At 72.1% G+C, this 25,875-nt stretch carries 28 protein-coding genes and 3 pseudogenes; 17 read left to right on the top strand and 14 right to left on the bottom strand.

The window, feature by feature from the left end:
• The first annotated feature begins 2 nt into the window (after positions 1–2).
• Complete coding sequence (locus tag ACGFIZ_RS20910; protein WP_393421544.1) at positions 3–869, top strand: hypothetical protein; 867 nt, start codon at positions 3–5, stop codon at positions 867–869.
• 42 nt (positions 870–911) lie between these two features.
• Complete coding sequence (locus ACGFIZ_RS20905) at positions 912–1,649, top strand: hypothetical protein (protein WP_393421542.1); 738 nt, start codon at positions 912–914, stop codon at positions 1,647–1,649.
• 11 nt (positions 1,650–1,660) lie between these two features.
• On the opposite strand, the gene ACGFIZ_RS20900 is transcribed toward ACGFIZ_RS20905, so the two are convergent.
• Entirely contained in the window at positions 1,661–2,119 is a 459-nt protein-coding gene (locus ACGFIZ_RS20900) for a hypothetical protein (RefSeq protein WP_393421540.1), read from the bottom strand.
• A 117-nt stretch (positions 2,120–2,236) separates the two neighbouring features.
• Between ACGFIZ_RS20900 and ACGFIZ_RS20895 the strand changes: the two genes are divergently transcribed.
• The 3 genes from ACGFIZ_RS20895 to ACGFIZ_RS20885 all read left to right on the top strand — a co-directional run bounded on the left by ACGFIZ_RS20895 (position 2,237) and on the right by ACGFIZ_RS20885 (position 7,448).
• Positions 2,237–3,961 carry an acyl-CoA dehydrogenase family protein gene (locus tag ACGFIZ_RS20895; RefSeq protein ID WP_393421539.1) on the top strand — a complete coding sequence of 575 codons (1,725 nt, stop codon included), beginning with the start codon at positions 2,237–2,239 and terminating at the stop codon, positions 3,959–3,961.
• Positions 3,962–4,098: 137 nt separating this feature from the next.
• The gene (locus tag ACGFIZ_RS20890) at positions 4,099–4,623 is read left to right on the top strand and encodes a hypothetical protein (protein ID WP_393421537.1); all 525 of its coding nucleotides are present in this window, start codon (positions 4,099–4,101) and stop codon (positions 4,621–4,623) included.
• An 8-nt stretch (positions 4,624–4,631) separates the two neighbouring features.
• Positions 4,632–7,448, top strand: coding sequence for a M48 family metalloprotease (locus ACGFIZ_RS20885; RefSeq protein ID WP_393421535.1), 2,817 nt, complete (start codon positions 4,632–4,634; stop codon positions 7,446–7,448).
• Between the two features lie 17 nt (positions 7,449–7,465).
• Here ACGFIZ_RS20885 and ACGFIZ_RS20880 read toward each other — a convergent pair whose 3' ends face one another.
• Both ACGFIZ_RS20880 and ACGFIZ_RS20875 read right to left on the bottom strand, forming a co-directional pair.
• On the bottom strand, positions 7,466–8,467 hold the full coding sequence (locus ACGFIZ_RS20880; protein ID WP_393421533.1) for a tyrosine-type recombinase/integrase: 1,002 nt from the start codon (positions 8,465–8,467) through the stop codon (positions 7,466–7,468).
• 61 nt (positions 8,468–8,528) lie between these two features.
• Positions 8,529–9,134 (bottom strand): ATP-binding cassette domain-containing protein, encoded by a 606-nt coding sequence (locus ACGFIZ_RS20875; RefSeq protein WP_393421531.1) that lies wholly within the window; start codon positions 9,132–9,134, stop codon positions 8,529–8,531.
• Between the two features lie 368 nt (positions 9,135–9,502).
• Between ACGFIZ_RS20875 and ACGFIZ_RS20870 the strand changes: the two are divergent.
• Together ACGFIZ_RS20870 and ACGFIZ_RS20865 are read left to right on the top strand one after the other, a co-directional pair.
• Positions 9,503–10,528 (top strand): annotated as a pseudogene (locus ACGFIZ_RS20870) (DUF4158 domain-containing protein); the annotation flags it as partial.
• Complete coding sequence (locus ACGFIZ_RS20865) at positions 10,482–10,919, top strand: Tn3 family transposase (protein WP_393421529.1); 438 nt, start codon at positions 10,482–10,484, stop codon at positions 10,917–10,919. The pseudogene ACGFIZ_RS20870 and the gene ACGFIZ_RS20865, both read left to right, overlap by 47 nt.
• 88 nt (positions 10,920–11,007) lie before the next feature.
• Here ACGFIZ_RS20865 and ACGFIZ_RS20860 read toward each other — a convergent pair whose 3' ends face one another.
• The 8 genes and pseudogenes from ACGFIZ_RS20860 to ACGFIZ_RS20825 form a co-directional block, all read right to left on the bottom strand.
• Complete coding sequence (locus tag ACGFIZ_RS20860) at positions 11,008–11,211, bottom strand: cold-shock protein (RefSeq protein ID WP_265009673.1); 204 nt, start codon at positions 11,209–11,211, stop codon at positions 11,008–11,010.
• 310 nt (positions 11,212–11,521) lie between these two features.
• A complete protein-coding gene (locus ACGFIZ_RS20855; RefSeq protein WP_393421583.1) occupies positions 11,522–11,824 on the bottom strand; it encodes a MerR family transcriptional regulator in 303 nt (100 codons plus the stop codon).
• Positions 11,825–12,454: 630 nt separating this feature from the next.
• Positions 12,455–12,913, bottom strand: a complete 459-nt coding sequence (locus ACGFIZ_RS20850; RefSeq protein WP_393421527.1) for a response regulator — start codon at positions 12,911–12,913, stop codon at positions 12,455–12,457.
• The gene (locus ACGFIZ_RS20845) at positions 12,910–13,092 is read right to left on the bottom strand and encodes a helix-turn-helix domain-containing protein (RefSeq protein ID WP_393421581.1); all 183 of its coding nucleotides are present in this window, start codon (positions 13,090–13,092) and stop codon (positions 12,910–12,912) included. The genes ACGFIZ_RS20850 and ACGFIZ_RS20845 overlap by 4 nt, the downstream gene beginning before the upstream one ends.
• Positions 13,078–13,488 (bottom strand): annotated as a pseudogene (locus ACGFIZ_RS20840) (recombinase family protein); the annotation flags it as partial. The pseudogene ACGFIZ_RS20840 and the gene ACGFIZ_RS20845, both read right to left, overlap by 15 nt.
• A gap of 370 nt (positions 13,489–13,858) precedes the next feature.
• On the bottom strand, positions 13,859–14,386 hold the full coding sequence (locus ACGFIZ_RS20835) for a DUF2087 domain-containing protein (protein WP_393421525.1): 528 nt from the start codon (positions 14,384–14,386) through the stop codon (positions 13,859–13,861).
• Positions 14,387–14,444: 58 nt separating this feature from the next.
• Positions 14,445–15,074 carry an NADPH-dependent F420 reductase gene (locus ACGFIZ_RS20830; protein WP_393421523.1) on the bottom strand — a complete coding sequence of 210 codons (630 nt, stop codon included), beginning with the start codon at positions 15,072–15,074 and terminating at the stop codon, positions 14,445–14,447.
• Between the two features lie 107 nt (positions 15,075–15,181).
• Positions 15,182–15,679 (bottom strand): MarR family winged helix-turn-helix transcriptional regulator, encoded by a 498-nt coding sequence (locus ACGFIZ_RS20825; protein WP_393421521.1) that lies wholly within the window; start codon positions 15,677–15,679, stop codon positions 15,182–15,184.
• A gap of 69 nt (positions 15,680–15,748) precedes the next feature.
• On the opposite strand from ACGFIZ_RS20825, the gene ACGFIZ_RS20820 reads away from it, so the two are divergent.
• The 7 genes and pseudogenes from ACGFIZ_RS20820 to ACGFIZ_RS20790 all read left to right on the top strand — a co-directional run bounded on the left by ACGFIZ_RS20820 (position 15,749) and on the right by ACGFIZ_RS20790 (position 21,103).
• Positions 15,749–16,984, top strand: coding sequence for an MFS transporter (locus ACGFIZ_RS20820; RefSeq protein ID WP_393421519.1), 1,236 nt, complete (start codon positions 15,749–15,751; stop codon positions 16,982–16,984).
• 95 nt (positions 16,985–17,079) lie between these two features.
• Complete coding sequence (locus ACGFIZ_RS20815) at positions 17,080–17,880, top strand: hypothetical protein (RefSeq protein ID WP_393421517.1); 801 nt, start codon at positions 17,080–17,082, stop codon at positions 17,878–17,880.
• A gap of 21 nt (positions 17,881–17,901) precedes the next feature.
• Positions 17,902–18,492 (top strand): annotated as a pseudogene (locus ACGFIZ_RS20810) (TIGR04222 domain-containing membrane protein); the annotation flags it as partial.
• Between the two features lie 112 nt (positions 18,493–18,604).
• Complete coding sequence (locus ACGFIZ_RS20805; protein ID WP_393421585.1) at positions 18,605–18,745, top strand: hypothetical protein; 141 nt, start codon at positions 18,605–18,607, stop codon at positions 18,743–18,745.
• A gap of 34 nt (positions 18,746–18,779) precedes the next feature.
• Positions 18,780–19,262 (top strand): HNH endonuclease, encoded by a 483-nt coding sequence (locus ACGFIZ_RS20800; RefSeq protein ID WP_393421515.1) that lies wholly within the window; start codon positions 18,780–18,782, stop codon positions 19,260–19,262.
• A gap of 105 nt (positions 19,263–19,367) precedes the next feature.
• On the top strand, positions 19,368–19,898 hold the full coding sequence (locus ACGFIZ_RS20795) for a GNAT family N-acetyltransferase (RefSeq protein WP_393421513.1): 531 nt from the start codon (positions 19,368–19,370) through the stop codon (positions 19,896–19,898).
• A 590-nt stretch (positions 19,899–20,488) separates the two neighbouring features.
• Positions 20,489–21,103: a recombinase family protein gene (locus ACGFIZ_RS20790; protein ID WP_393421511.1), complete on the top strand. Its 615-nt coding sequence runs from the start codon at positions 20,489–20,491 to the stop codon at positions 21,101–21,103.
• A gap of 137 nt (positions 21,104–21,240) precedes the next feature.
• Here the strand turns inward: ACGFIZ_RS20790 and ACGFIZ_RS20785 are convergent, their stop codons facing one another.
• A complete protein-coding gene (locus ACGFIZ_RS20785) occupies positions 21,241–21,471 on the bottom strand; it encodes a hypothetical protein (protein WP_393421509.1) in 231 nt (76 codons plus the stop codon).
• A gap of 96 nt (positions 21,472–21,567) precedes the next feature.
• On the opposite strand from ACGFIZ_RS20785, the gene ACGFIZ_RS20780 reads away from it, so the two are divergent.
• A complete protein-coding gene (locus tag ACGFIZ_RS20780) occupies positions 21,568–22,341 on the top strand; it encodes a TetR/AcrR family transcriptional regulator C-terminal domain-containing protein (RefSeq protein ID WP_393421507.1) in 774 nt (257 codons plus the stop codon).
• A 69-nt stretch (positions 22,342–22,410) separates the two neighbouring features.
• Here ACGFIZ_RS20780 and ACGFIZ_RS20775 read toward each other — a convergent pair whose 3' ends face one another.
• Positions 22,411–24,096 (bottom strand): transposase, encoded by a 1,686-nt coding sequence (locus tag ACGFIZ_RS20775; RefSeq protein ID WP_393421505.1) that lies wholly within the window; start codon positions 24,094–24,096, stop codon positions 22,411–22,413.
• 149 nt (positions 24,097–24,245) lie between these two features.
• On the opposite strand from ACGFIZ_RS20775, the gene ACGFIZ_RS20770 reads away from it, so the two are divergent.
• Positions 24,246–24,764, top strand: a complete 519-nt coding sequence (locus tag ACGFIZ_RS20770; RefSeq protein WP_393421503.1) for a hypothetical protein — start codon at positions 24,246–24,248, stop codon at positions 24,762–24,764.
• Between the two features lie 34 nt (positions 24,765–24,798).
• Here the strand turns inward: ACGFIZ_RS20770 and ACGFIZ_RS20765 are convergent, their stop codons facing one another.
• Positions 24,799–25,386 carry an SMI1/KNR4 family protein gene (locus ACGFIZ_RS20765; RefSeq protein ID WP_393421501.1) on the bottom strand — a complete coding sequence of 196 codons (588 nt, stop codon included), beginning with the start codon at positions 25,384–25,386 and terminating at the stop codon, positions 24,799–24,801.
• A gap of 35 nt (positions 25,387–25,421) precedes the next feature.
• Here ACGFIZ_RS20765 and ACGFIZ_RS20760 point away from each other — a divergent pair, with 35 nt between their 5' ends.
• The gene (locus ACGFIZ_RS20760; RefSeq protein WP_393421499.1) at positions 25,422–25,706 is read left to right on the top strand and encodes a hypothetical protein; all 285 of its coding nucleotides are present in this window, start codon (positions 25,422–25,424) and stop codon (positions 25,704–25,706) included.
• Positions 25,707–25,875: the final 169 nt, after the last annotated feature.

The raw sequence follows: 25,875 nt of genomic DNA, 5'->3' as shown, positions 1-25,875 counted from the left end.
GGTTGGCGGTGTCGGAGACGAGTTCGCCGATCGAGTTCGTGGTGTTGTTGGACGCGGCGCGGACGTTTCTGCGTGTGTTGGCGCACCTGCGCGAGGGCGTCGTGCACGGTGGCGCGCCGCCGACCTTCTGCATCCAGGCCGGTACGGGTGCGCCGGTGGAGGTGGACGAGGGCGCCGGGCCGGTCGCGATCATCGGCAGCACCGGCGCGACCGTGGCGACCGCGACGTGTCTGCGTACGCCGGAGGACGACGACACCTACCTGGTCACCATCGACCACAGCGCGCCCTCCGGGCCCTGGCGGCTGCGGATCCGCAACAACGAGCCCGAAGCCCTGACCTTCTACGGCTTCGCCGCCCACGAGGAGGAGGAGACCCGCCACCCCTGGATGCAGTTCTCCGGCTCGATGCGCCTCGGCGGGCTGGGAACCACCACCGACGACATCCTCGTGTTCAACACCGGGACCGCTGATCTGATCATCTGCCAGTCTCCCGGCGACAGGCTCGGCCCGGAGGCGTCGCCCGCCACCATCGTGGAGGTCCCGCCCCCGATCGCCCCGCACCGCGCCTGCCCGCTCGTGGCCGAGTGCGAACCGCTTTCCGAGGTGGTCGAGGCGCGCACCGACATGTTCGAGCACACCCTCGCCACCAACGACCCCGACCCGACGCACGCCGTACTCCGCTTCGGGATCAGCCCGCCGGTCCGGATCAGCCCGCCGGTCCTGCCGCGTACCCGCTGCCGGGAGAACGACGGATGCCGGAGATTCGTCCGGAGTCTGTCGAATCCGTACATGTGCGCGACCTGCTTTCACGGCTCCGACCTGCACGGACTGCCCGGTGATCCCCTTGACCAGTACGACCGCCCACGCTGAGCGGGACCAGTCCTTCGGCCACACCTGCGACGGGAGTCCGACGTGGAGTTCCAGATGTTTCCGCCCGACGAGCCGTTGGCACTCGCACCCGGAAAGACCGGCCCGCTGTGCGCGTTCTTCGTGCCGATCCAGGTCGAGAGGACGTTCCTGCGGCTCATCGCGCTCTGGACCGACAACGCGGCGCTGGAGGGCGCGGCACCGACAATCCAGATCAAGGCCAACGACGGCGTCATCACCTCGGTGAAGGCGGACGCGGGCGACGTCGACATCCCGACCACCGACGACGTGGCGGGCACGGCGAACTGCCGGCGCCTGCCCGGCGACGTCTACCTCGTCACGATCGCCAACCTGCCAGGCCGGGACACCCACTGGCAACTGCGGGTGCGCAACAACGCCGACCGGGACCTGCGCTTCGTCTGGGTCAGCTCCCACGAGGAGGAGGCCACCCTGCAACCCTGGATGGCCGTCGGTGACCAGCGGGACGAGACCGGGCGCCGCGTCGTGTCGCTCGTCGGCCGACGCACCGACCAGTTCGTCGCCGTGCGCAACTTGGGCACCAGGCCGCTGGAGATCCGCGACATGCTAGACACACCGGTCGGTGGGCAGGACTCCCCCGTCCGCCTCGTCAGCCGGCCGGCCGTGGTGGCCCCGCACGGCGTCGACCACATCGTCCTGCGGTGCGAGGAGATCGACGCCCCGCTCGACCTGTCGCACACCTTCGACGCCAACGACGAGGAGCCGACGCACCGGACGCTGCGGATCACGGTCACCCCGCCCTGACGCCGCGCGGCTCAGAACGGGTCCCCGCACACCCGCCACCGGCCGTCCTCGCGTACGACCGGCAGCCGGCGATCCTCGCTGCCCCCACCCTCGCGGGTCAGGCGCACCGTCACCGTGCCGAGGGGCCGGCCGCCGCGGGTGGCCACCGACACGTCGGTGATCTCGTAGCCGGTGACCTGCGGCGGGGTACGCACCCAGGCGCTGAAGCCGCCCGCGCTCCACTTCCCGCGGGCCTCGGCGCACAACCGCTCGTACGCCCGGTCGACGTCCCCGGCGGCGACCTCGTGGAGGAATCCGTCCGCGGTCCGCCGCACCGGCTCGGTCGACCGCGTGATCAGCTGAAGGTTCCACGCGCCGAGGCCGGCCACCCCGATCAGGCACAGCAGCAGCCCCAGCCCGGCGAACAGCAGGCCGGCCCGCGCCGGCCGGCGGCGCCGGACCGGCCGCGTCCACGACTGCTGGCTGCCCACATCTGTCGACCGTAGACAACCGGGCCGCCGGTCCGCAGCAACTCGCCCCTGTCGCCGCCGGCCACGCATCGTCTACCGTCGGCGCACACAACGCCACCGCACCCCCGGAGCGAGACGATGACCCGTTACGTGCAGCCGGTGCCCGCCCCCGACGACCCGTACACCGGTGACGGCCTGCTGCGGTCCTGGCTGGAACGCCGGCTCGGCCCGGCCGGGCACGCCGCCGCGAAAGCCCGCCTGGCCGACCTGGCCGCCGACGTGGTCGGGCCGCTGCGCGCCGCGCACGCCGACGCCGAGGCGCACCCGCCGACGCTGGTGCGCTACGACCCGTGGGGGGCCCGCGTCGACCGGATCGACACCTCCGCCGGCTGGCAGGCCCAGCGCGCCGCCGCGGCCCGGCACGCCGTGGTCGCCCTGCCCTACCTGGACTCCGCGCGCGGCACGTGGGGCGCCGCCGCCCGGGTCGTCCAGCACGCGCTGCTGCACCTGTACGGGCCGGAGTCGGCCACGTTCTCGTGCCCGGTGGCGATGGCCGACGGCGCCGCCGCGCTGCTCAGCCTCCCCGAGGTCGACGCGGGCGTGCGCGACGCGTGGCTGCCCCGGCTGACCTCCACCGACCCCGGCACCGCGATCGTCAGCGGGCAGTGGATGACCGAGTCGCAGGGCGGGTCGGACCTGTCCCGCTCGGGCACCACCGCCCGGCCCGCCGGCGACGGTTCGTGGCGGCTGACCGGCGAGAAGTGGTTCTGCTCCGCCGCCGACGCCACCATGGCCGTGGCCCTGGCCCGGCCTGAGGGCGCCGGGGCGGGCAGCCGCGTCCTCGCGCCGTTCCTGGTGCCCCGCTACGCCGCCGACTCCCCCCTCGCCGACGCCGACGCCGACGCCGACGCCGACGCCGCGCCGTACGCGCCGGCGCCCGGGGTCACCGTGCACCGGCTCAAGGACAAGCTCGGCACCCGCGCGTTGCCCACGGCCGAGGTCGGGCTGCGGGAGGCGTACGCGCTGCCGCTGGGCGACCCGGCCGTGCCCGGCCTGGTGCGGGCGATGACCCTGGTCGTGGTGACCCGGGTGCACAACGCCGCCGCGGCGGCCGGCGGGATGCGCCGCGGCCTGGCCTACGCCCGCGCGTACGCCGACGCCCGCACGGTCGCCGGCGGGCGGCTGGTCGACAATCCGCTGCACCGGGCCACCCTCGGCGCGCTCGCGGTCGACGCGGCCGCCGCGTTCGCCCTCGCCGGGCACGCGTTCGCGCTGCTCGGCCGGGTGGAGGTGGGCGCCGACCCGGACGCCGCCGCCGAACTGCGCGTCGTCGCGCCGCTGGCCAAGCTCGCCACCGGCCGGCTCGCCGTGTCCTCGGCCAGCGAGTACGTGGAGGCGTTCGGCGGCGCCGGGTACGTCGAGGACACCGGCGTGCCCCGGCTGCTGCGCGACGCGCAGGTCCTGCCGATCTGGGAGGGCACCACCAACGTCCTGGCCCTGGACGTGCTGCGCGCGGTCACCCGCGAGGACGCCGGCGCGCCGCTGCTGCGCCGGCTGAGCGCCGCCGTGGACCTGGCCCGGCCGATGTCACCCGCCCTGGCCGACACCCTCGCCGCCGCCACCGCGGACCTGACCGCCGCCCTCGCGGACGCCGCCGCCGACCCGCGGGCCGTCGACGTGGTCGCCGGGGCGCGCGGGCTGGCGCTGCGGGCCGCGGCGGCGCTGACCGCGGCGCTGCTGGTGGAGCACGCCGCGTGGGGCGACGAGCAGGCGGAGGTGGCCGCGCGGCTGTGGGCGCGGTGCCGGCTGCGCCACGAGGACATCGCCGCCGACGCCCACCAGCACCTCGACCTGCTCTGCTGAGCCGGAGCCCGCCGCGGGACCTGCCAGCAGATGTCAGGTACCCGCGGCGGGCCCGCACCGCCGCGCGGTCCGAGACGCGGTTGACCCCTGTCGATAGCATCGGCCTGGCCGATACCGCGATACGACGGGAGTCGACCGTGGAGCCGACGACGCGACACGAGGACGGACGGGCCGAGCGGACACCACGGCTGGTACGCGACGCCGTGCGGGACGTCGTCGCGGAGGTGGCCCCCGACGAACTGGTACTCGCCGACGCGCTGCGGCGCTTCGACGACGACACCGCGCTGCGCCGGCTCACCCGCGCACGCCAGTCCCGGGACATGCTCGGGTTCGGGCTGGGCGAGGCCGCGGTCCTCGTCACCCCGCTCGTCTGGATCGCCGTCGACGAGGTCGTCCGGGCGGCGGTCGGGGCCGGGATCACGCGGGTGGGCACGGGAGCGCGTACCTGGCTGCGCGCCCGTCTCCGCCGGCCGCAACCGCCCCGGGCGATGCCGGCGCTGACCGGGGAGCAGTTGCGGGCCGTACGGGACCGGGTGGGTGAACTCGCCGTCGCCGCCGGCCTCGCGCCCGCAGAGGCGGCGACGCTGGCGGACCGGGTGGTGGCCCGGTTGGCGCTGGCCGTGGACGACGGCCCGCGCGACGACGACACCGACCGGGGGTAGGGCCGGTGGTGTCCGAGGCACCCGGACGTGCCCCCGCGCACCAGCGGGCGCCGGGCGCGGGTTCCCTGCCACGCTTCGTCCTGCTGCTCGTCCTCTTCGTCGGCATCGCCGCGGCGACCGCCGGCACCATCATCGACGCCATCGCCGACCAGGACGGCGTGCGGGTCGGCTGCGGGTTGGCCGCCGGGGGCGATCCGGGGCTCAGCGACCTCGACGTGGTGGTCCGGATCGCCGAACAGCAGTCTGCGTACGACGACTGCGTGGACCGTTTCGTGCCGGCGCAGGCGTGGTGGTGGAAGCCGGGCGCCCTGATCCTGCTGCTGGTCTGCGCCGCGGTGGTGTACTGGATCCTGCCTGCCTGGAAGGGGCGGCGGGGCCTGGTCGTGCCGATCGAGGAGGTCGAGGGGCACGCCGAGCTGCGGGCCGTGCTGGCGGAGCTGGTCACCGTCGCCGGGCTGCGGCGCCAGCCCCGCTTCGTCATCGCCCCCGCCGTCTCCACCACCGGGGCGGTCGTCTTCGGTCGGCTGCGTCACCACACCGTCCGCCTCAACGGTGGCCTCCTCGCCCGGCGGCGCCGTGATCCCGAGGGCTTCCGCGCCGTGGTGCTGCACGAGCTGGCGCACCTGCGCAACCGCGACGTCGACATCACGTACGCGACCGTCGCCCTGTGGCGCGTCCTGCTCGGGGTGGTCCTCCCGCTCGACCTGGCGTACATCCTCGCGGTGTCCCTGCCCGAAACGGCGGGCACCTACATGCAGACGCGGGAACAGTCCCGGGTCGTGCACCACCTGGCGATGCTGGCCGTCACGGTCGTCCTGGTCTACCTCGCCCGCGCGGACATCCTGCGTACCCGTGAGTTCCACGCCGACCTGACGGCCAGGCGGTGGGGCGCGGACGTGCGACTCTGGCAGGCGGCGGCCGGGCGCGACCCCGCGGGCGGCCACCGGTCCGCCCTCGGGCGGCTGGTGGCGCGCGGGGCGGCCCTCTGGCACACCCATCCCAGCTGGCAGCAGCGGTTGAGGTCGCTGGCCGACCCGGCGGCGCTGCTCGCGCCGCAGAGGCTGCCGTTCTTCCTGACCGGTGCGACGGCGGCGATCACCGCCACCCGGATGCCGGCGTTGCTGGCCCTGCTCGGCGTCGGGCAGCAGTGGCGGACGTGGGTCATCGCGGCGACCGTCGCGGTCCTGGTCACGGCCGTCACCGGTCTGCTCCTCCGGCCGGGGTCGGCGGACGCGGCGCACGCCGGCGGCCCGGCGTCCGGACTGCGGGCCGGCTGGTGGCTGAGCGTCGGCCTCGTCGTCGGCGAGATCGCGGTCGGCCGCGCGGGCAGCGTCTGGGACCTGCTCCCCGAGCAACCCGCCTTCCTGCTGCTGCTCGCGCTCGCCGCGTTCGGGGTCACCTGGTGGACGGCGGAGTACGCCCGGATGTCGGCCGCGCCGACGGGGTCACGGCCGCGTTGGCCGACGCTGCTGGGGCTCGGTGTCAGCTGCTTCGTCCTCGCCCTGTGGTGGGGGTGGTGGGAGGCCGACGGCACCATCTATGCGGGCGGCATGCTGTCCTTCTTCGGCGACGCGGCGGTCGGCAGCCACGAGCAGGTCCTGACGGGCGGCCAGGGCTACGAGGGGCCGCTGCTGGAACTCGTCCCCGGCCTGCCGGTGCTGCTGGCCCTGACCCGTCGTCCGGACCTGCTGTGGGCGGCCGGCGCGCTGTGGCTGCTGCCGCTGCTGGCCTGGCTTCGCCGCCCGACGGTCGTCGCCCGGCTACGCCCGACAATCGCCGCGGCGGGCATCGGCGGGCTCGGCGCCGTGGCGGTGACCGCCTGCGTGCGGGCGTGGTCCCCGCCGGTCGACGGCCGGGAACAACCCCACCTGATCGCCTACACGATGTGGGTCATGGTCGCGGTGCTCGCGTGCATGTGGCTGGCGGCCGCCGCCACCGCCGCGACGGCCTCCCCCTTCCCGCTGCTGCGCGGCCTGGTCGTGGCGGGTACCACGGGGCTGGCCGGGCTGGGCGCCCTGGCCGTGCTGGTCACCGTCGACGGCTGCGTCCGTCCGCTCGCAGTCCTCGGGTCCTCCTGCGACCCGGACCCGTGGGCAGGCGAGTGGATCGTCGAGCTGCTGGCCCCGACCACGCTGGGCCTGGGACTGTTCCTCGCCGTTCCCGTCGCCGCCGTCGCCGCGGTGGCCGGGGGGTCACTGCGTCGGCTCCGTGCCCGGGGCGCGCCGGCCCCGGCAGGACAGGCAACCGGCGGGGGTGTCACGGCGCGCCCACGGTGGCCGGCCGTCGTCGGGGTGGTCGGGCTGTGCCTGGCGGCGACCGCGACGAGCACCGCGGTGACCGTGGCGCACCTCCGCTCGCCCGCCCCGGCGGCCACCGACTCCGGCGGACTGAGTCCCGCACTCACCGACCGGCCCACCTCACCGGCCGTACGCGCGGCGCAGGTGCGGGCCTGGCTCGCTCTCGGCGGGAACGAGCTGGTCATGCAGATCGCCGGCAGCTTGCTGGAGCTGTCGAAGCCGTTCGGCAGCGACGACGCCGACGAGGCGCGGCGGGCGTTGACGGACTGGGCATTCATCGACGCCGAGATACGGCCCCGCTGCGCCGCCGTCACGGAGCGCGTGGCCCACGCCCGTCGGTACTTCGACCATCCCGAGCCGGGCGGGCAGGCGGCGTGGACGGCCCTGCTGTCCCGCGCGGAACAGATGGGCGTCGACTGTGACCTCGCGGTCCGGCAGCGGGACCGGCTCCGGTACGCCGCCGCGCTCCGGCAACTGGCGGCGATCGTCGAGGACGCGCCCGCCACGGTGCGGGCCGTCGTCGGCTGAACCGCCCGGCGTGCGGGTCAGCCGACGCGGCGCGCCCGGGCGGCCCAGAGGACGTACGCGGGGTCCCGGTCCAGGTTGTGCCGGTCCCGGTCGTAGCGGCGGGTGGTGCGCGGGTCGGCGTGACCCATGGCGTCCTGCACGTCCTCCAGCGGCACGCCCTCCGCGCGGGCGGTGGTGGCGAACGCGTGCCGCAGCGAGTGCGGCGACAGCTTCGCCCAGGCCGGGATGCCGGCCGCCCGGGCCAGCCGGCGCACCAGCCGGAACACCGAGTGCCGGTCCAGGCGGGCGCCGGTCGCGGTGACCAGCAGCGGCCCGGTCAGCTCGTGCGGCGCCACGCCCCGCGCCGCCGCCCGCGCCGCCAGGTAGGCGTCGACCGCGTACGCGGTGGACGGGGTCAACGCGCGCCGCCGGTACCTGCCGCCCTTGCCCACGAACCGTACGCTGCGGTGCCCCCGCTCGGCGCCCAGGTCGGCCACGTCCAGCGACACCAGTTCCCCCACCCGCAGCCCGAGGTCGGCCAGCAGCGCGATGGCCGCCCGGTTGCGGACGGCGGTCGGGCCGGTGTCCGCCTCGGCGGCGGCCAGCAGCGCGTCCACCTCCTGCGGGGTGAGCCCCACCGTCGCCGAGTGGTCCCGGTCGACGCGGGGCCGGTCCGCCCCGGCGACGGGGTTGGCGTCGACGGCCCGCAGCTTGACCAGGAAGTCGTACCAGCTGGACAGGGCCGACAGCCGGCGGGCCACGGTGGCGGGGGTCAGCGGCCGCCCGCTGCGTGCGGTCGGGGTGGCCTCCAGCGCCCGGCCGTAGGCGTTGACGTCGAGGAACGTCGCCCGCAGCGGGTCCAGCTCCCGGGCGGTGCACCAGGCCAGCCAGCCGGCCACGTCCCGCCGGTACGCGTCACGGGTGTGCTCGGACAGCCGCCGGTTGCGCAGCCACGCCTCGGTGAAGTCCTCCGGTCCCGCGCCGGGCAGGACCGGACGGGCCGACGGGCGGGACAGCACCGGGACCTCGGGACGCAACATGCGAAAAAGGCTCTCAGTTCGGGGTCGGATCGGCGGTGAGGCGCGCCGCGCACCCGTGCGCTCATCCGGCGGCGGACCGGGCCGGCTGATCGACCAGCCGGCCGTCGGCCAGCAGCCAGCGCCGGTCGACGCCGACCGCGTCGGCGAACCACGCGTCGTGGGTCACCAGCACCGCCGTCCCCCGGTACGCCCGCAGCGCCTCCTCCACCACGTCGAGGGAGTCGAAGTCGAGAAAGTTCGTCGGCTCGTCGAGCAGCAGCATCCGCGCGCCGCTGTTGACCAGGGCCGCCAGCAGCAGCCGGCGCAGCTCCCCGGCGGACGGTACCCGCAGCGGGGTGTCCCACTGGTCGGGGCCGAACAGGTGTGCGTCGAGCAGCCGCTCGGCCTCGTCGACGTACACGGGCACCCGGGAGCGGAAGAAGTCCAGGACCGTGACGTCGGTGCGCAGCGCGTCGTGGGTCTGCGGCAGCAGCCCCACCTGGGTGGCGGCGGTGACCGTCCCGGCGTCGGGGGCGAGCTGACCGGCGAGGATGCGCAGCAGGGTGGTCTTGCCGGCGCCGTTGGGGCCGACCAGGCCGACCCGGTCGCCGGGGTTGACGATCAGGTCGACGCCGGTGAACAGGGGCTCGGCGTCGTACTGCTTGCTGACGGACACGACCTTCAACACGGTGATCCTCCGCGGGCGGCAGGCGGGACGGACCGACCCGCGGCGGGTCGGTCGGTACGCGTGGCGGCGGGTGGCACCCGGCCGCGTCCTGCGGATCACATGTGTCGGTCGGCTCCCTGCGGGTCGACAAACGGTTCCGGGGCCGAGTCTCGCAGCACGTCCGGGCACCCGCCGCCGGTATTCCCTGGTTCCGGAGGCTTCGGTTCGGGGCGCCCGCGCCGGGCGCCCCGAGGTCGACCCGTGAGGTGGGTCAGGGCCCGGTCGTAGTTTCCAGCGGAAAAACAACGACAGGCCGTTGATCTTGTCTTGGCGTGGCTCGTAGCCTCGACGTCCACATTGGTGTTGATCGAGGTAAGGGCGGGTGCCGGGTGGCGACTCGGGATGTGTTCTCGGCGGAGGAGCAGGTACAGCTTCGGGGCTTTCCGGAGATCGACCGGGCGGAGTTGATCCGGCACCTCACCTTGACCGGGGCGGACGAGGCGTTCGTGCGCCGGTTCCGGACGAGCCGGAACGTGCTCGCTGTCGCGGTGCAGTTGTGCACGCTGCCGTGGCTCGGATTCGTGCCCGACGATGTGCCGTCAGCGCCGGGTGCGCCGATGGGTGAGTTGCGCGGCTACGGGGATCGGGAGCAGACGCGTACGGATCATCTGTCTGAGGTGCTCGCGTACACGGGGTGGCGCACGATGGACCCTGCGGGTTGGAAGGATCTCGACGAGTTCCTGTTTAGCCCGGGCGATGGAGCACGACGGACCGAAGGTGTTGTTCCGGCTGGCCTGCGAGTACCTGTTGTCGTCACGGGTGGTGCGCCCGGGCGTGGTGCATCTGCTGGAACACATGGCCACGGCCCCGGCCAGGGCGCGGGAGGAGACCTGGACGGCGGTACCCGATCCAGCTCACCCTGATCGCGCAGTCGGCCGTCGACGTGCTCGACGAGACGTTGCTGCTGTTCGACCAGGCGATCACCGGGCCGGAGGCCGCCGCCAAGCAGCGGATGAAGGGGCTCTGGAGGATCGGGCCAAGGGTGGGGAGAACCGGCAGGCGCTGCTGGACGAGATCCTGACCATCGTGCTGGATCCAGCCATCGGCGACGAGCAAGTCGGTGGGGTGCTGCGCTCGGCAATCGGCATGGACCGGATGCGGGCGGCATGGGAGGCGCGCCAGCAGCGGCTGCCGCGCGATCACGGCATCTGGCGATGATGGACGCGTCGATGTCGTATCTGCGGCAGTTCACACCGGCGGCGCTGGCCGCGGTGCGGTTCGCCGGCGGGCCGGGCACCGACGAGCTGCTGCGGGCGGTCAGCATGCTGGCCGAGTTGTACGCCACCGGTACCCGCAAGGTTCCGGCCGGTGCCCCGGTCGGGTTCGTGCCGGCCAAGTGGGCCGGCTACCTCGTGGACCCGTACGGTCTACGCCGCTCGCTACCTGGCCGACAAAACCTATCGGCGGCGGATCGCCCGGAAGCTGAACAAGGGCGAGAACCTGCACGCCCTGCGCCGCAGCCTCGCCTACGCCGGCGAGGGCGCGCTGCGCCGGCGCCATCACGAGCAGCAGACCGAGCAGATGTGGTGCCTGACCCTCGCAACCAACGCGATCGTCTGCTGGTCGACCGAGTACCACGGCCTGGCCGTCGGTGCCCTGCGGCAGCAGGGACGCATCATCGACGACGAGGTCCTGGCCCACATCTGGCCGACCCACCACGAGAACATGCGCTTCTACGGCACGCACTCGGTCGACACCGACGGATACCGGCCGCTGCGCCTGGTCACCGACGGCGGTGCCTGGTAGCTGCGGGGTCGGCACTCAGGCCACCGCCAGCGGAAATGCCGAACAGCGGCCCGCTGAACCAGTCGGGCCGCTGTTGGCTGAACGGGGATCAGAGCGAGCGGATGTTCTCCGCCTGCAGGCCCTTCTGACCCTGGGTGATGTCGAACTCCACCCGCTGGTTCTCATCAAGGCTGCGGAAGCCGCTCGACGAGATCGCGGAGAAGTGGGCGAAGACGTCGGCGCCGCCGCCGTCCTGGGCGATGAAGCCGAAGCCCTTGTCACCGTTGAACCACTTCACGGTACCTGTAGCCATGTCTGCTCCTTCGCAGGCTGTTGGAGGCCGCGGTGTGCGGACTCTTACGCCGCCGCGTTGATCGCCCGCGCCGAACCGACACGACAAACGAAAAGGCGCCTGGCCGGGTTTCAGATAACCCGTCAGGCACCGGAAACGTCTACGGAAATCAAAACTGCAACAAGGAGACCGTAGCACAGACGGGTAGCAGTCTCAGTCTCCCTGTGAGCGTTCCTGTCCTGGCGGCGCAGCGGTGCGCGGCCTTCGCAGGTTCTTCGGGGTACGACAGACGGTCCTTCTCGTGGTGGAGAAGGACCCGTGCGGCGTGGGGTCAGGCGGCGCCGGCCTGCTGGCGGCACTGGTGGTTGCGGTTGTGCTGGAGGGCTTCCTCGAGCTGGTCTTCGAGGATGATGATCCGGCAGGCGGCTTCGAGGGCGGTGCCGTGGTCGACCATCTCCCGGGCGCGGGCGGCCAGGCGCAGCTGGTAGCGGGAGTAGCGGCGGTGTCCGCCGGCGGAGCGGAACGGAATGATCAGTTTCGCCTCGTCGAGGCGGCGCAGGAAGTCCTGCGAGGCGCCCACGATCTCGGCGGCGCGGCCCATGGTGTAGGCGGGGTAGTCGTCGTCGTTGAGCATGTCGTCGGGTTGGGCCACACATACCTCGTCATGAACGAGGGCCCCGGCACAGAACGTGCCGGGGCCCGGGGTTACGGGTTGAAAACACCATCTACCGACAGGTTCGTCGGGTTCTCGTTTCCGCACCGTGCCGCTGTCGGCAGACGGTGCGAGGATCGCATAAGCGTGACCGGAGACCACCTCACGTTCGATGGGACAACGGTGTCCACCGTAGAACTGCAACTACGTCCTGACGGCGGGCGATCCAACGGCGTCCAGCCCTCCCTTTCCTCTTCTTCCATTACCTGCGGTGCCACCCGCCCAATGTTGAGCCCACGCGACTTCATGGCCCCGCACACGTGCGGCGGATCCTTCCTGCATCAGGCGGAGCCCCGAACCTCCATCGGCCCTGCCTGCGGTTGCCCTGACCTGGAGTTACGTCAAGGTCTTGTCGTGCACTTGCCGTGTTGCGTGCGGTGATGCGGTTCCACCGCAGTTACCGAGCGAGCCGCGAGAAGTTCCGGGCCCTGCTTTGATGCTCGGCCTGTTTCGTCGGCGTCTTCAACCGATCTCTGTCGTCAACGGAGGCAATACTACCCGCCCCCGCCAAGAATGTCTAGCCTCGGCGGACCAGATTTTCTCGGCCGAGGCTCATGGCTTTCCCGACCGTGCCGCAGGAACGCGGGCGGTCTCATCGAAGAACCGGTAGATATCGCGCACGATCCGGCTCAGGTCCGTCAGGTCGCGAGGCTTGGTGATGTAGGCGTTGACGTGCGCGGTGTAGCTGGCGGTGACGTCACCGGGATCCGTCGAGGTGGTGAGCACGACCGGGATGGCACCCGGTCGAGGATCGGTCTTGATCTCGGCGAGCACGGCCCGACCGTCCAGACGGGGCATGTTGAGGTCCAGCGGGATCAGGTCCGGCCGAGGCGCCTGGTCGTACGGCGGCTGCCGGTGCAGGAACGCCAGAGCGTCCGCACCATCGACGGTGGCGTGTAGCCGGGCCGCTAGCTGGTGAGTCCTCCATGCCTCGGCTATCAACGCCCGGTCGCGTGGATCGTCGTCGACCAGCAGTACCTCGTGCACCGGCGCCGGCAGCGCGGTACTCATGCCGTAGCGGCGCGTTCGAGGACCCGGTACACCCTCGGCCGCGAGACCTCGAACAACTCGGCCAGCTCGGCGATGGTGTGCTCCCCGGCGGCGTGCAACTTGACCAGATGCGCCTGCCGGGGCGCGGACAGCTTCGGCGCGCGGCCCTTGAGATTGCCCTTCGCTTTGGCGATCGCCATGCCTTCGCGGGTGCGCATGCGCAGCAGGTCGACCTCGAACTCGGCGAAGGTGGCGAGGATGTTGAAGAACATCTTGCCCCTCGGGTCGGCCGGGTCGTAGACCATCGTGCCGAGCTACAGCCGGATGTTGCGGGTGGCGAGGGAGTCGCCAATCTGCCGGGCGTCGGGTACGGACCGGGCGAGCCGGTCGAGTTTCGGCACAACGAGGGTGTCGCCGGGGCGAACGGCGGCCAGGGTGTGGTCGAGGCCGGGCCGCTCCCGGGTGGTGCCGGAGTATGCCCGGTCGAGGTAGATGCGGTCTTCGGGTACGCCGAGGTCGAGCAGGATCTGCCGGTCGGCTTGCAGGTCCTGTTTGTCGGTGGAGCAGCGGGCGTAGCCGATCGAGATGCCGGCCACGACACGGAGTGTAATGGATCGCCCCCGCTCACCGTACAAATCATCGGACGCCCTATGTCCCCGCCCACGGCGCGCCTGACTTGCCCGGTCGACAGAACCGCCTTCGCCTCCAGGCCGGATCTGACTGACACAAGATCAGCCGGTGATGACACCCGTGCGGGCCCTGTCGTTGTCTTCTCGCTGGAAACTACGACCAGGCCGTCAGGCGTCGATCTGCTTGCGGCCGTTGCCGTTGCCGGCGGTGCCCGCCGCGGCTTGGCCCGCTCGGCCACCGGGATGCGTAGCGTCAGTACGCCGTTGTCGTAGCCGGCCTCCAGGCCGTCGGTGTCGAGGGGTCGCTGCGGCCCGTCCTCGACCGCGGCGGGCGGCGTCAGGCAGGGTCCGGCCGCCAGTAGACGCCCTGGTCGCGGGCGAGCAGCCGCTCGTCGACCAGGTACCGGCGCAGCGTGACATGGTCGGCCTCGCCGCCGTCGCACCACGCCCGCAGCGCCTCGTCGACCGCCCGCTCCGGGTAGCGCGTCCCGGGCTCGAAGGACCGGGCGGCGATGTGCTCCAGCAGGTGCCGCCGTCGGCCCCGCTGGGCGGGGAAGCGGATCAGGACCCCGTCGCGCAGAAAGGTCCGCAGCACCGCCGCGGCCGGCGACTCCGCCGCCACGGAGTCCCCGGTACGGGTACGCGCCATCTCCCGCAGCCGGCCGTCGTCGACGCGCAGGCCCGGCCCGGCGTCGGTGACCAGGCCGGCGTCGACGAGCCGCCGCACGGCGGTGGCGACGTCCCGCCCGCCCAGCCCGGTACGCGCCGCGACCGCGGCGGCGTCGGAGTCGCCGAGGGTGATCGCGGCGAAGACGAGGCGGCGACGCTCGTCGGCGAGTGCGCCCGCCAGGGCCCGTGCCGTCATGGCGGCCACCCTGCCAGCGCGCCGGGGCGCGCCGCCACCGGATTTCCGCGTCCGAGGGTCAGCCGGTCGGGCCGACGAGTTGGACGGCGGACTGCCAGGGCCAGCCGTTGCGGGCGTTGAGGGTGATGTTGAGGAAGGCCATCTCCTCGAGGCTGCGGGCCATCCGCAGGCCGCCCGCGTCGATCGGCCGGTAGCCCAGCGACTCCAGCAGCCGTGCCACCGTGGCCTTGGCCTCGAGGTCGTCGCCGGCGTAGAAGCCGTCGAGGCGCTGGCCGTCCTCGGTCGGGTTGCCGTGTCGGGACGCGAAGAGGGTGTTGAACGCCTTGACGATCCGCGCGTTCGGCGCCTGCGCCGCAAGCTGCTCGCTCACGCTGGTGCCGAAGGTGGTCAGGTCGCTGTAGGAATCGTTGAGCGGGTTGGTGACGTCGACGACGACCGGGCGGTTGGCCTCGTCGCCGAGCGAGCGCAGCACCGGGGCGGCCACCTGGGCCGGGACGGCCAGGACGACGACGTCCGCGTCGCGGGCCGCGTCGGCGGGGCTGTCCGCCGCCCGCGCCTTGGTGCGCTCGGCGACGGCGTCGGCGCGTTCCCGGTGGGCCGCGACGACGGTGACGTCGTGCCCGGCGCGGGTGGCGGCGTCGGCGAGCGCCCCGCCGACGTTGCCGGCGCCGATGATCGCGATCCGCATGGCGAAGCCCCTTCCGGCTGCGCGACGTCACCCGTCCGTCGGCGGGCGTGGACGCAGCCCACAGCCAACGTAAGCCCGCACGGCGCACCGGCGGGCGCGGTTGACGATTACCGGCCGGGACGTTCGGCGAGCAGGGCGACCCGGCGCAGCAGGTCCGACAGCAGCCGGCGCTCCTCGCCGCTGAGGGCGCCGAGCAGGCGCCGTTCCTCGGCGGCGACCACGTCGATCGCTGCCCGCCAGGCCGTCCGCCCCGCCTCGGTCAGTTCCACGTCGACGCGGCGCCGGTCCACCGTGGACGGGATCCGGCGCACGAGTCCGCGCCGCAGCAGGGCGTCGACCCGCGCGGTCACCGACGCCGGGGCGAGACCGAGGTCGGCGGCGAGATCGGTCGGCGCGGCCCGGCCGCGCCGACCGACCAGGGCGTGCAGCGTGTCGTACTCGTGGGCCGCCAGGGCGTGGTCGGTCAGCGAGCGTTCCTTGACCCCGCGCAGGTGGCGGGTGAGCGCCGACATCCGGACGACGGCGCCCTCGGTGTCCGGGTCCAGGTCCGGCAGCACGGGCAGCCAGCGCGCGACGTGCTCGTCCACCCGGTCGCGGTCGGTCATGCGCCGAAGGGTACGCCCCCACAAGAATTTCGATAGCGAAATATTCGACCTCGAAGTACTGTCCTCGGCGTGACCCATCCCCTCCGCGCGCCGGCCTTCCGGCTGCTCTTCATCGGCCGCACCGTCTCCGCCGTCGGCGACGCCGTCGTACCCGTGGCCCTGGCCCTCGCCGTCGTCCGCGCCACCGGCTCCGCCGCCGCCCTGGCCCTCGTGCTGGGCTGCGCCATGCTGCCCCGACTGCTCCTGTTACCCGTCGGTGGCGTCGTCGCCGACCGGTACGACGCCCGCCGCGTCGCCATCGCCACCGACCTGACCCGCTGCGCCACCCAACTGGCCGTCGGCGTCGAACTGCTCGGCGCCGCGCCGTCGCTCACCCACATCGCCGCGGCGTCCGCGCTCACCGGAGCCGCCTCCGCGTTCGCCCTGCCCACCCGGTCCCCGCTGGTCGCCGGCACCATCGAGGCCGCCGGACGGCAACGCGCCAACGCCCTGCTCGGCGTCACCGCCAACACCAGCCGCCTCGCCGGCCCCGCCCTGGCCGGGCTGCTCGTCTGGGCAGCCGGCCCCGGCTGGGCGTTCGTCATCGACGGCGCGTCCTTCGCCCTCAGCGCCCTGCTGCTGGCGGCGACCCGCGTACGCCACGTCCCCGCGCCCCGCCGGTCCCTCCGCGCCGACCTGGCCCTCGGCTGGCGGGAGGTACGCTCGCGGGACTGGTACCGGACCAGCCTGCTCGCCCACGGCGTGTGGAACGGCGCCGCCGCCGTCCTGCTCACCATGGGCCCGCTCGTCGCCGTCGACCGGCTCGGCGGCGAGGGCGTCTGGGTGCTGCTGCAACAGGGCGGCGCCGTCGGACTGGTGACCGGATCCCTGCTCGCCGGGCGGCTGCGGCCACCCCGGCCGGTGCTGGCCGCCAACCTCGGCCTCGCCAGCTACGCCGCCCCGCTGCTGCTGCTCGCCCTCGCCGCCCCCGCGCCCGCCGTCATCGCCGCGTACTGCCTGGCCATGACCGCCCTCGGGTTCCTCAACCCCGTCTGGGAAACCGTCGTGCAGGACCAGTTCCCACCGCAGGTGCTGGCCCGGGTCACCTCGTACGACTGGCTGGTGTCCCTCGCCGCGACGCCGCTCGGCTACGCCCTGGCGCCCCTGGCGGCGCGGGCCTGGGGCACGCCCGCGCCCCTGACCGCCGCCGCGGCGCTGGTCGCGCTCGCCTGCGTCGGCACCGCCGCCGTCCCCGGCGTACGCCGGGTCGCCTGGCCCGCACCCACCCCACAGCCGCGACCCGAGGTCGCCGGCGCGCGCCCCTGAGCAGACCCGCCGCACCCCGGCGGGCCTCCCGCCGCCGGTCGACACCCCCTCCGCGCGGGTACCCGCGCGACGCGACCAGGCTCGACAATGGAGCCGTGACCGGAACAGCGACCGGCCCGCACCCGGCGCGGGTCACCCCCACCGCCGAGCCGGGGCCGCCCACCAACCTCCCCTGGCTGGTGGGCGGCGGCCTCGCCGTCGTGCTGCTGCTGCTCGCCCCCCGCTACGGCTACCACCGCGACGAGCTGTACTTCCTGCTGGCCGGCCGCCACCTCGACTGGGGATACGTCGACCGGGGGCCCCTGGTGCCCGCGCTCGCCCGCCTCGCCGACACCCTCGCCCCCGGCAACCTCGTCGCGCTGCGTACCCCGTCCGCCCTGGTCGCCGCCGCCGCGGTCGCGGTCAGCGCGGCGATCGCCCGGGAGTTCGGCGCCGGCCGGGGCGCCCAACTGTTCGCGGCGCTGCTCGCCGCCCCGACCGTGCTCTGGCAGGCCACCCACGGGTTTCCGCAACTGGATGTCGCATCCGCGATCTCCGATCGGGACAGCTCCTACAGCGGTCGCCTCGACGCGCTCGTCCTCCAGTTCGTCATCATCAGCCCGTACGTGGTGCCGATCTGGGTCGCCGGGCTCGTGGCGCTGCTGCGCCGGCCGGCCTGGCGGGCGCACCGGGCCGTGGCGTGGGCGTGGCTCGTCGTCGCCGCCGTCGTCCTGGCCGGCGGCTGGCAGCGCCCCGACCAGCTGCGCCGCTGGTTCACCGACGTCACCGAGGCAGGCCGCGTCGACCAGCGCGTCGGTGTCGACAACGACGAGAACCGCGGCCCGATCTGGCTGTGCCGGGGTCTGCGCCGCCCCTGGGCCGACATCTGGCACACCGAGGTACGCCACGCCGGCTGACCGCCTGTCAAACTGGACGGCGTGCTCTGGGGTGTCGACGGTCCGCCCTTCCTGCTCGACTACGCCGCGGCGGTCGCCGCCGCCCTGACCGTCGCTTTGGCGGTGCGCGGGCTCACCGGCCGACGCACCCGGGGCCCCGAGCCCGGACTGGTCGCCCGCGCGTACCTGACCGACCGGGCCGGCCTGGCCTGCCAGGTCGCCGCCGCCACGCTGCGCCGCGCCGGGGCGCTGCGGCTTGCCGAACTGTCCACCATGGTCGCCGCCGGGCCCGCCCCCGACGGGTCGGCGCCGCTGGTCCGGGCCGTGCACGCCGCCGCCCGGCAGCCGCAGACCTGGGCGGCCGTGCTCGCCAATCCGGGTGTCAACCAGGCCCTGCGCCGGCTCGCCACCCGCCTGCTGCGCGACGGCTGGCTGCTCACCCGAGGGCAACGCCGTCGCATCGTCCTCGCGGCAGTGCCGCTGTTCGCCGTCGCCGCCGTCGGGATCGTCCGGCTCGCCGAGAGCGCCGTGTGGCACCGCGACGCCGGTGGCCCCGCGTCCGTGGTGGGCCTGCTGCTGGGCTGCGGCGCCACCCTGTTGGGTGGGTGGCGGCTGTGCGAGGTGCCGGAGACCAGCGCCGCCGCGCGCCGGCTGCTGCGCCGCGCCCCGCCGCGCCCACGCCGACCTCGACCCGCAGCGGCGGCCCGCGTGGAGCGAACGCGACCCCGGGGATGTGCTGACAGCGATGGCGCTGTTCGGGTCGCGCCCGCTGCTCGCCGTCGACCCCCGCTTCGCCGAGACGGTCGGCGTTGCCGACGAGCGCCCGCGACCGCCGACGCCGAGGCAGGCCGCCCGGCAGGAACGACGCGACACCGTCGGCCGCTGACCCGGCCGTCGGGCGGCCTCTTTACAGTCGGGACATGCTGTCGGACATCAAGGGTCTCGCCCGCCACTTCACCGCCGAGAGCCTGCGGGAGTATCTGCTTCGGCGCTCGGTGCGTACCGACGACGGCTGTCTCATCGTGCGCGGCTACGGCGGCCAACGAGGCGTCTACCAGAAGGTGGCAGGCCGCGCCTGGGCGCACATCGCCGCATTCGTCGTGTTCGTCGGCGACTACGACCCCACCCTGGACGTGCACCACGTCTGCAACGTCAAGGACTGCATCGAGCCCACCCATCTGAGGCAGGTCACCCGGGCGGAGAACTGTCGCATCCGGTCGCGCAGCCCCCGCTGCCGCAACGGACACGAGCGGGAGATCGACGACCGGACCGGCCAGTACCGCCGCGCGTGCCGGGCCTGCAACCGGGAGGCGCAGCGGCGCTGGCGCGAACGGCAGGCGGCCGAGGTGGCCCGGGCCCGTGCCGGGTACGGCGCACCCTCGCGCGCTGACGAGTTGTCCTAGGTCCGAGCTACGGCAGCGGTCGAGGCCGCACCACGCGTATCGGCCAGATGCGTACGAGGAAATCGGGTTGAGGCACGTTGCTCGGCCCCGGCTAGATTAGGTCGCATGCGCACCATCGCGAGCGACCGCCTCCTGCTGCGGCCCTGGCGCGATGAGGACGCCGACTTCCCTCTGGATCTCGAGTCGCGCTGGGACGTCGTGCGGTTCTTGGGCGCGCAGCCCACGATCATGAACAACCGCGAGGAGGCCCTCGCCTCCATCGCACGCCGATGCGCCATCGACGATCCGATCCACGGGATCTGGGCCATCACCACAGCGGCGGACGGCCGGCTGGTGGGAAACCTCCTGCTCAAGACGATTCCCCTGTCGGCCAGGGAACCGGCCGGCGGGCCGACCGAGGCCGAGATCGGCTGGCACCTGCGTCCGGACGCGTGGGGACACGGCTACGCCACCGAAGCAGCGGCGGCGGTCCTGGACGACGCGTTCAGTCGGGGTCTGACGAGGGTCATCGCGGTCACGCATCCGGACAACCGTGCCTTCCAGGCCGTCTGCCGGCGGCTCGGCATGACGCACGTCGGCCGGACGACGAGGTACTACGACACGCCGAACGAACTCTTTGAGAAGCTGGCCAGCTGATCGGCAACGACCGCCGCGACCGCCTCCGCCGGTCGCCACCGCCACATCCGCAGACCGGCATGATCGGACGGCACTGTTCTACCAGCCAGCGGATCGCCAGCGGGCTTCGCAATGACCACCACGCGTGGATCACGTCCAGGTCGACATCGGTGCCGTAGCCGGCGACGACCTCGCCAAGGTGCTCCTCGTGTCCGAGCGTCAAGCTGCGGCGGCACCGGTCAAGGGTGCCCCGACCGCACCATCCTAGGTCCTTAGTAGCAAGAACAGTCATTATGATGTGTCTACGGTTTGTCCATTTTGTGGTGCTAAATTTTTGGATTTGTGTTACCGGTAATCCGATAATTAGGCGCGAGCGTGTGGGACGGGTTGGGGTGCCGGTAACGAACGTGTCATCAGCCGCCAAATAGTTGATCTTGTCTTGGTGGCGGACAGTCACCGGTGAGCATCTCCACTGGTGTCCCGTTTGGGGTCCCTTCACCGGGCACCTTGCGCCGAATTCTCCATAGCCGTCGCGACGCAGGCCGGCCCGTCCCGTAAGCCCCGCCCGGTGACATGCCCGGTGAGCGGGGGGTAAACGCTACAGTCGGCCCGTGACTGGGCTTCACATCGGATACGCGCGGGTGTCCACTGACGAGCAGGACCTCACTGCGCAGCTCGACGCGTTGACCGTGCTAGGTGTCGACGCGGAGCGGATCTACGTCGACAAGGGCCTGACCGGAACCAATCGGGCCCGGCCAGGCCTGCGGGAAGCCCTCGCTGCGTGCCGGGCCGGCGACATCCTGGTGGTGACGAAACTGGACCGGCTCGCCCGGTCGGTCGCCGACGCGCACGACATCGCCAAGGAGCTCACCGCGCGCGGAGTGAGGCTGAATCTAGGCGGGTCGGTGCACGACCCGACTGATCCGGTGGGCAAGCTGTTGTTCACGGCGTTGGCCATGGTGGCGGAGTTTGAGGCTGACCTGGCCCGAATGCGCACCCGGGAAGGCATGAAGGTCGCCAAGGCCAAGGGCCGGCTGCGGGGCAAGCAGCCGAAACTCAACGCGCGGCAGGAGGCACACCTGGTCGCGCTGCACCACGCCGGCGAGCACACCAGCGCCGAGCTGGCCGAGTTGTTCGGCGTCGCCCGCTCGACGGTGTACCGGGCGATCGAACGTGCCACCGTTCGACAGGCCGCGCGGGCTGATAGGGATGCCGGCCAAAGATGAGAGTGCGCCAGTAGCCAGGCGTCGACGAGAAGCGCGTCAGGGCCACAATCACTCAGCAGCTGCCGGATACCCCGCCCGCTTCAGGCTCATGTCGAGGTTCCAGCGGGCGGGTGCCCTGCCTAGTTCCCGGTTGGTGGTCAATGCTCCGTGTCGGAGTAGACCTCGATGTCGTACAGCAGCTGCACGTGACGACGACCGTTCGTGATGCCGACGAAGATCGGGTCGCCGGCCGGAATGCGCCCGTGGCGCCATACCTGCTCGCGGGCTGCTTCCCGCGACTCGTGATGGATCTTGCCCGCCTGATGCAGCTGCATGACGCGACGGGCGGTGATCCGGTCACTGTCGAGGTGGACCCGAAGCAGAGGCATGACGTGATCCCTTCTCCACCCCTCGGCAGCGAGTGTTCCATCGTTCAATCAGCTTACCGGCGTTAAGTTGGCTGCGCACTGCACTACATTGATCGGATGAGCACAGCGGAGTTCGGTACCCCGGCGCAGCGCCCCGCCAGGGGAGGGGACAGCCGCACCACACGGTCGGTGTGGCTACGCACCGAATCCTCGCGCCCGCGACGCGCACTGCCGCTGACCCTCGAGCGCATCGTGGCTGCAGCGGTGATCCTGCTGGACGAGCACGGTATCGAGGGCCTCACGATGCGCCGCCTCGCTCAGCAGCTCGACGTGACGTCCACCGCCTTGTACTGGCATGTGAAGACCAAGGATGACGTCCTGGACCTGGCTGTTGACCGGATCTTCGGTGACGTGCCCATTCCGGAAGCGAGCGCCGACTGGATCGACGACATCCGCGCGCTCGCCCGAGCCTGGCGCGCAGCCATGCTGCGCCATCCCTGGACACCCAGGCTGATAGGACGACCGATGCTCGGGCCCAACGTCCTAGCCCGTACCGAGTTCCTGCAATCGGCACTCGTGCGCGGCGGACACGCCGGGCTCCATCTCGCGGTGGCCACGCGCATGCTGGCCAACTACGTCATCGGCGCAGCGCTCACCGAAGCCACCTGGCGTCAGACCGCGGATCCTCAGGCAAGGATCTCAGCCCGGGACCATATCGCCGCAAGCGCCGATGCCTACCCGACCCTCAACGCCTCCGGCCACCTCGACGACAGCCGATGGAACGACGACGTGCTGTTCGAGGAGGGCCTCAACCGCGTCCTCCTGGCAACAGCACCCACAGGCTGCCGGAACGACAGCGCGCAGGACTGGGCCGACCGCCACACCACCTGACCTGCAACAACGCGCCATCGTGAGACGTGTGGGAGGGAGCGCCGCCGTCGAGACAGCGCCCCGCCGCCGTTAGACCTGAGCTTGGTCACCGCGCAGCGCCAGGCGCTTGCCCATGTTCAACTTGACCTCGCCGTACGGGGCGACGTGTGTCCAGAACAGCGGTGTGAGCCCGCGACGGTCTTCTGCCGTGAGCGTGTCTGCCCAAGCGGGTTCGGCGAGGACGTCCTGCACGAGCAGGGTGTTGACGTAGGCGACGGCGGCCTGCAGTACGTGCAGGCACGCCACCGACAGTTCCTGCTCGTCGCGGCGGTTGGTGGCGATGTCGCCGCCCTTGCCGTAGAACAGCACCTGGTTGCCGCCGTTCCAGCCCTCGGCCACATTCAAGCCGTCGTGGATTTCGCGCTGCAGGTCCCGGTCACGCAGGTACCGCGCCACGAAGGCCGTCTTGACGGCGCGGCCGACCTCCAACATCGCCTGGTACGTCGGGTGCGACGCGGCGCGGGTGAACCGGCGCAGGATCGCCTCGGTCGACGCGGTGCCCGTCCGGATTGCCGTCGCGTACTTGATCATCTGGTCGTACTGCTCGGCGATGAGGTCCCAGCGGATCGCGCGGCCCATCATCGCTGGCGCCAGTCCTGGCCACGCCGACGCTTCGCCGGCGCCGGATCGGTAGAGCTTGACGTGGTTGATGCGCTTGATGCGCGGCAGCAGGTCGAAGCCGAGCAGCCGGGTGATGCCGAAGCCGATCTCGGACTGGCCGTGGCTGTCGGTATAGTTGGCCTTGACCTGCATGGTGGTGCCGTGGCGTACCGCGCCCTCGACCATCGCGGCCACCTCGGACGCGGTGCAGGAGATCAGCTGCGAGTGGATCGCCATGGACTTGCGTTCGACGTGCCAGTAGATGAGTACGCCGCGGCCGCCGTAGCGGGAGTGCCACTGGGTGAAGATGTTCTGGTCGTAGGCGCCGAAGTGCGTCGAGTCGCTGGCCACGGCGGTCGAGCCGGTGCCCCATACCTGCTCGGAGCGCACGGCGAAGGTGGCGTTGGCGATCTCCACGGCCATCGCCCGCGTACTGTCGGCGGACAGGAAGCGGCGGCGCACGTAGCGCAGGTCGTCCTCGCTGTGCCCGTGGTCGCCGGCCGCGGCGGCCTTGATGCCGGTGTTGGTGCCGTAGCCGTACACGCACAGCAGCAGCCGCTCCGCGAGCACGGCCGGGTCCATGCCGGAGCGGGCGCCGACGTTCGTGGCGGCGGTGAGGCAGCCGGTGCGCAAAGCGGCCTCCTTGAGCATGTCGATCAGCGCCACGGTGCCCCACTGCCGTTCGATCTCGCGCTTGAGCCGGCGCAGGTTCGCAGGCTCCGGCAGCGCGTCCAGGGGCTGCAGCTTGATGCCGGCGCCGCCGGGCCGTGCCTTCACCGACAGCCAGGGCAGCTGGTCCAGGTTGTCGTGCAGGGCGGTGAGCTCGGCGCGCATCTGCTGCTGCAGCTCGGCGATGAACGCCGTCGCATCCAGCGGCTTGCGCAGAGCGCCGTAGTGCTCGGCCCGGCGGGCCTCGAAATCGGCCGGGAGGTCCTCGTCGGGGTTGCGGAAGGTGTCCGCGCCGACTACCCGGATCTCCTTGCACCGCAGTGCCTCCCGCAGCGCCTGGAACGTGCACACCTCGTAGACCATCCGCACGACACGGCGCCGGCCGCGCTGGTCAACCTTGACGACCAAGTCGGCCCAGTCCCCGCCGATGCCGCGGTGCGCCGGCACGTCCTCACCGTCGGGGTAGTACCGACCCCGCCGCTGTTCAGCCCGCCCACCGACCCGTATGCAGGAACCGTCCGCACCTTCTCGCTCGCCTCCGTTGACGAGGTGGCCTCGCCCCGCCACCACCGTTCTCGGTCCATCCCACCAGCGCGTTGTATCAAGAGGCGCAGCGAGTCAACGACGCCGGAAAGACACTCACCGACGAGCAGCGGGACACGGTGTTTTTCTGGGCCGATGCTACGACTGGGCTGACCGGGTTCGATGCCCCCGGCGGCACTCCGGGACCTGCCGGCCATTGGCTGTACAACGCGTGCTCCATCGAGCTACAGCATGGGATCGACCCTCTGCGCGGCTGCAGGATCCGCGCCAGCGTCGCGGTCGCGATGCACGACGCGTTCACCGCTTGCTGGCACTTCAAGTTCCGGCACAACCTGATCCGTCCCGAGACGTACATCAACCAGCACATCGACCCCGAATGGCGACCGGTGCTGATGACGCCGAGCTTTCCCGAGTACCCGTCAGGCCACTCAGTCGTCTCCTACAGCGCCGCACAGGTGCTGTCCGCCGCGATCGGCAACCGACCGTTCACCGATGAGACGTTGACCCATCTCGGCATCCCCGGAGCCCGGTTCGCCTCGCCGCACCAGGCCGCCGAGTGCGCGTCGTCTTAACGCCTGTTCGGCGGCTTGCATTTCCCAATCGGCATCACAAGCGGTGCCCGACTACGTCCAATCGCCGAGCCGCATGCAACAGCAGCGCACCAAAGTTGTCGTAACGATCGTCATCAGGACTGCTGCCATCGCCGGTGAACCACTCGTACGCAGCCCAGTCACCGTCCTCCGCCGCGTCGTCGGGATATAGCAGCCAGCAGACACCGGGACCGCCATCGTCTTTCGCGATCAACAAGCTCCGCTCGAGCATCTGGCGATTACCGTCGTCAAGGTCGCAGCTCCAGATTTCCACGAGGTCTGGGTCGCGTTCGGGAAGCCACCCGATTTCGTCCACTTTGAGCAGATCGACATGGTCGACATAGCCAAAGCCGTTGCTAGCCATCAGGAAGTTCCGGTACGCCGGCGGCAGTCGAGTGCCGAGCCGCTCTTCAGCGGCCACGACCGCGTCCGCACTGGCCGGCTCGTAGCCAATCCATCCCTCACGCTGGACGTGACTCCTGACGAACGTTCCGGCCCCGTTCTTTTCGATCATGCGCAGCAAACTCGAGTTGTCCAGGAACTTCGAACTGTAGTCACGCAGGAACGTGCGCCACTCGGTGATGCTGAAGGGTGGAATGTCCACGTTTGAACTCCTCTGGCGAGCATGCTCGGCACGGCGTGTTCTTTGAGATCAACAGGCAGGTTTCGCTCCTTGACACGTCGGACAAGTCAGCCCAGGTTCATTCGGACTCGTGGAACGATGAGCAGCAGGGTGCAAGCCACGTCGATCAGACCGCAGGAGCGGTCCCGCCAGGCCAGGTGGAAGAAGCCGAGTTCCTGTTCGCCCGTGCGGTGTTCTTCGCCGGGGTCATCCTGCAGGTGGTGCCCGCCGCAACCACGCCACCGAGGCGGGGCCGCGGGCGATCTCCCGCGACCGGTTGGCCGTGCACTCCGGCGAGCTGACCAGCGCGTCGGAAACCATCCGTGCGGCGCTCGACGCCGCGCTGCACCTGTCGCACAGCAGACCCGCAGGCTCTGGCCTTGGCCGATCTCGCCCACCAGCTCGCGCGCACGCGGAGAAGCTTGCAGTCCCACCACGAGAAGCAGGCCGACGCTCCGGGAGCCGCGTGCG

It is taken from the genome of Micromonospora sp. NPDC048830 (genome assembly GCF_043198215.1).
Lineage (GTDB): Bacteria > Actinomycetota > Actinomycetes > Mycobacteriales > Micromonosporaceae > Micromonospora.
This window is presented reverse-complemented; position numbering and strand designations above follow the sequence as displayed.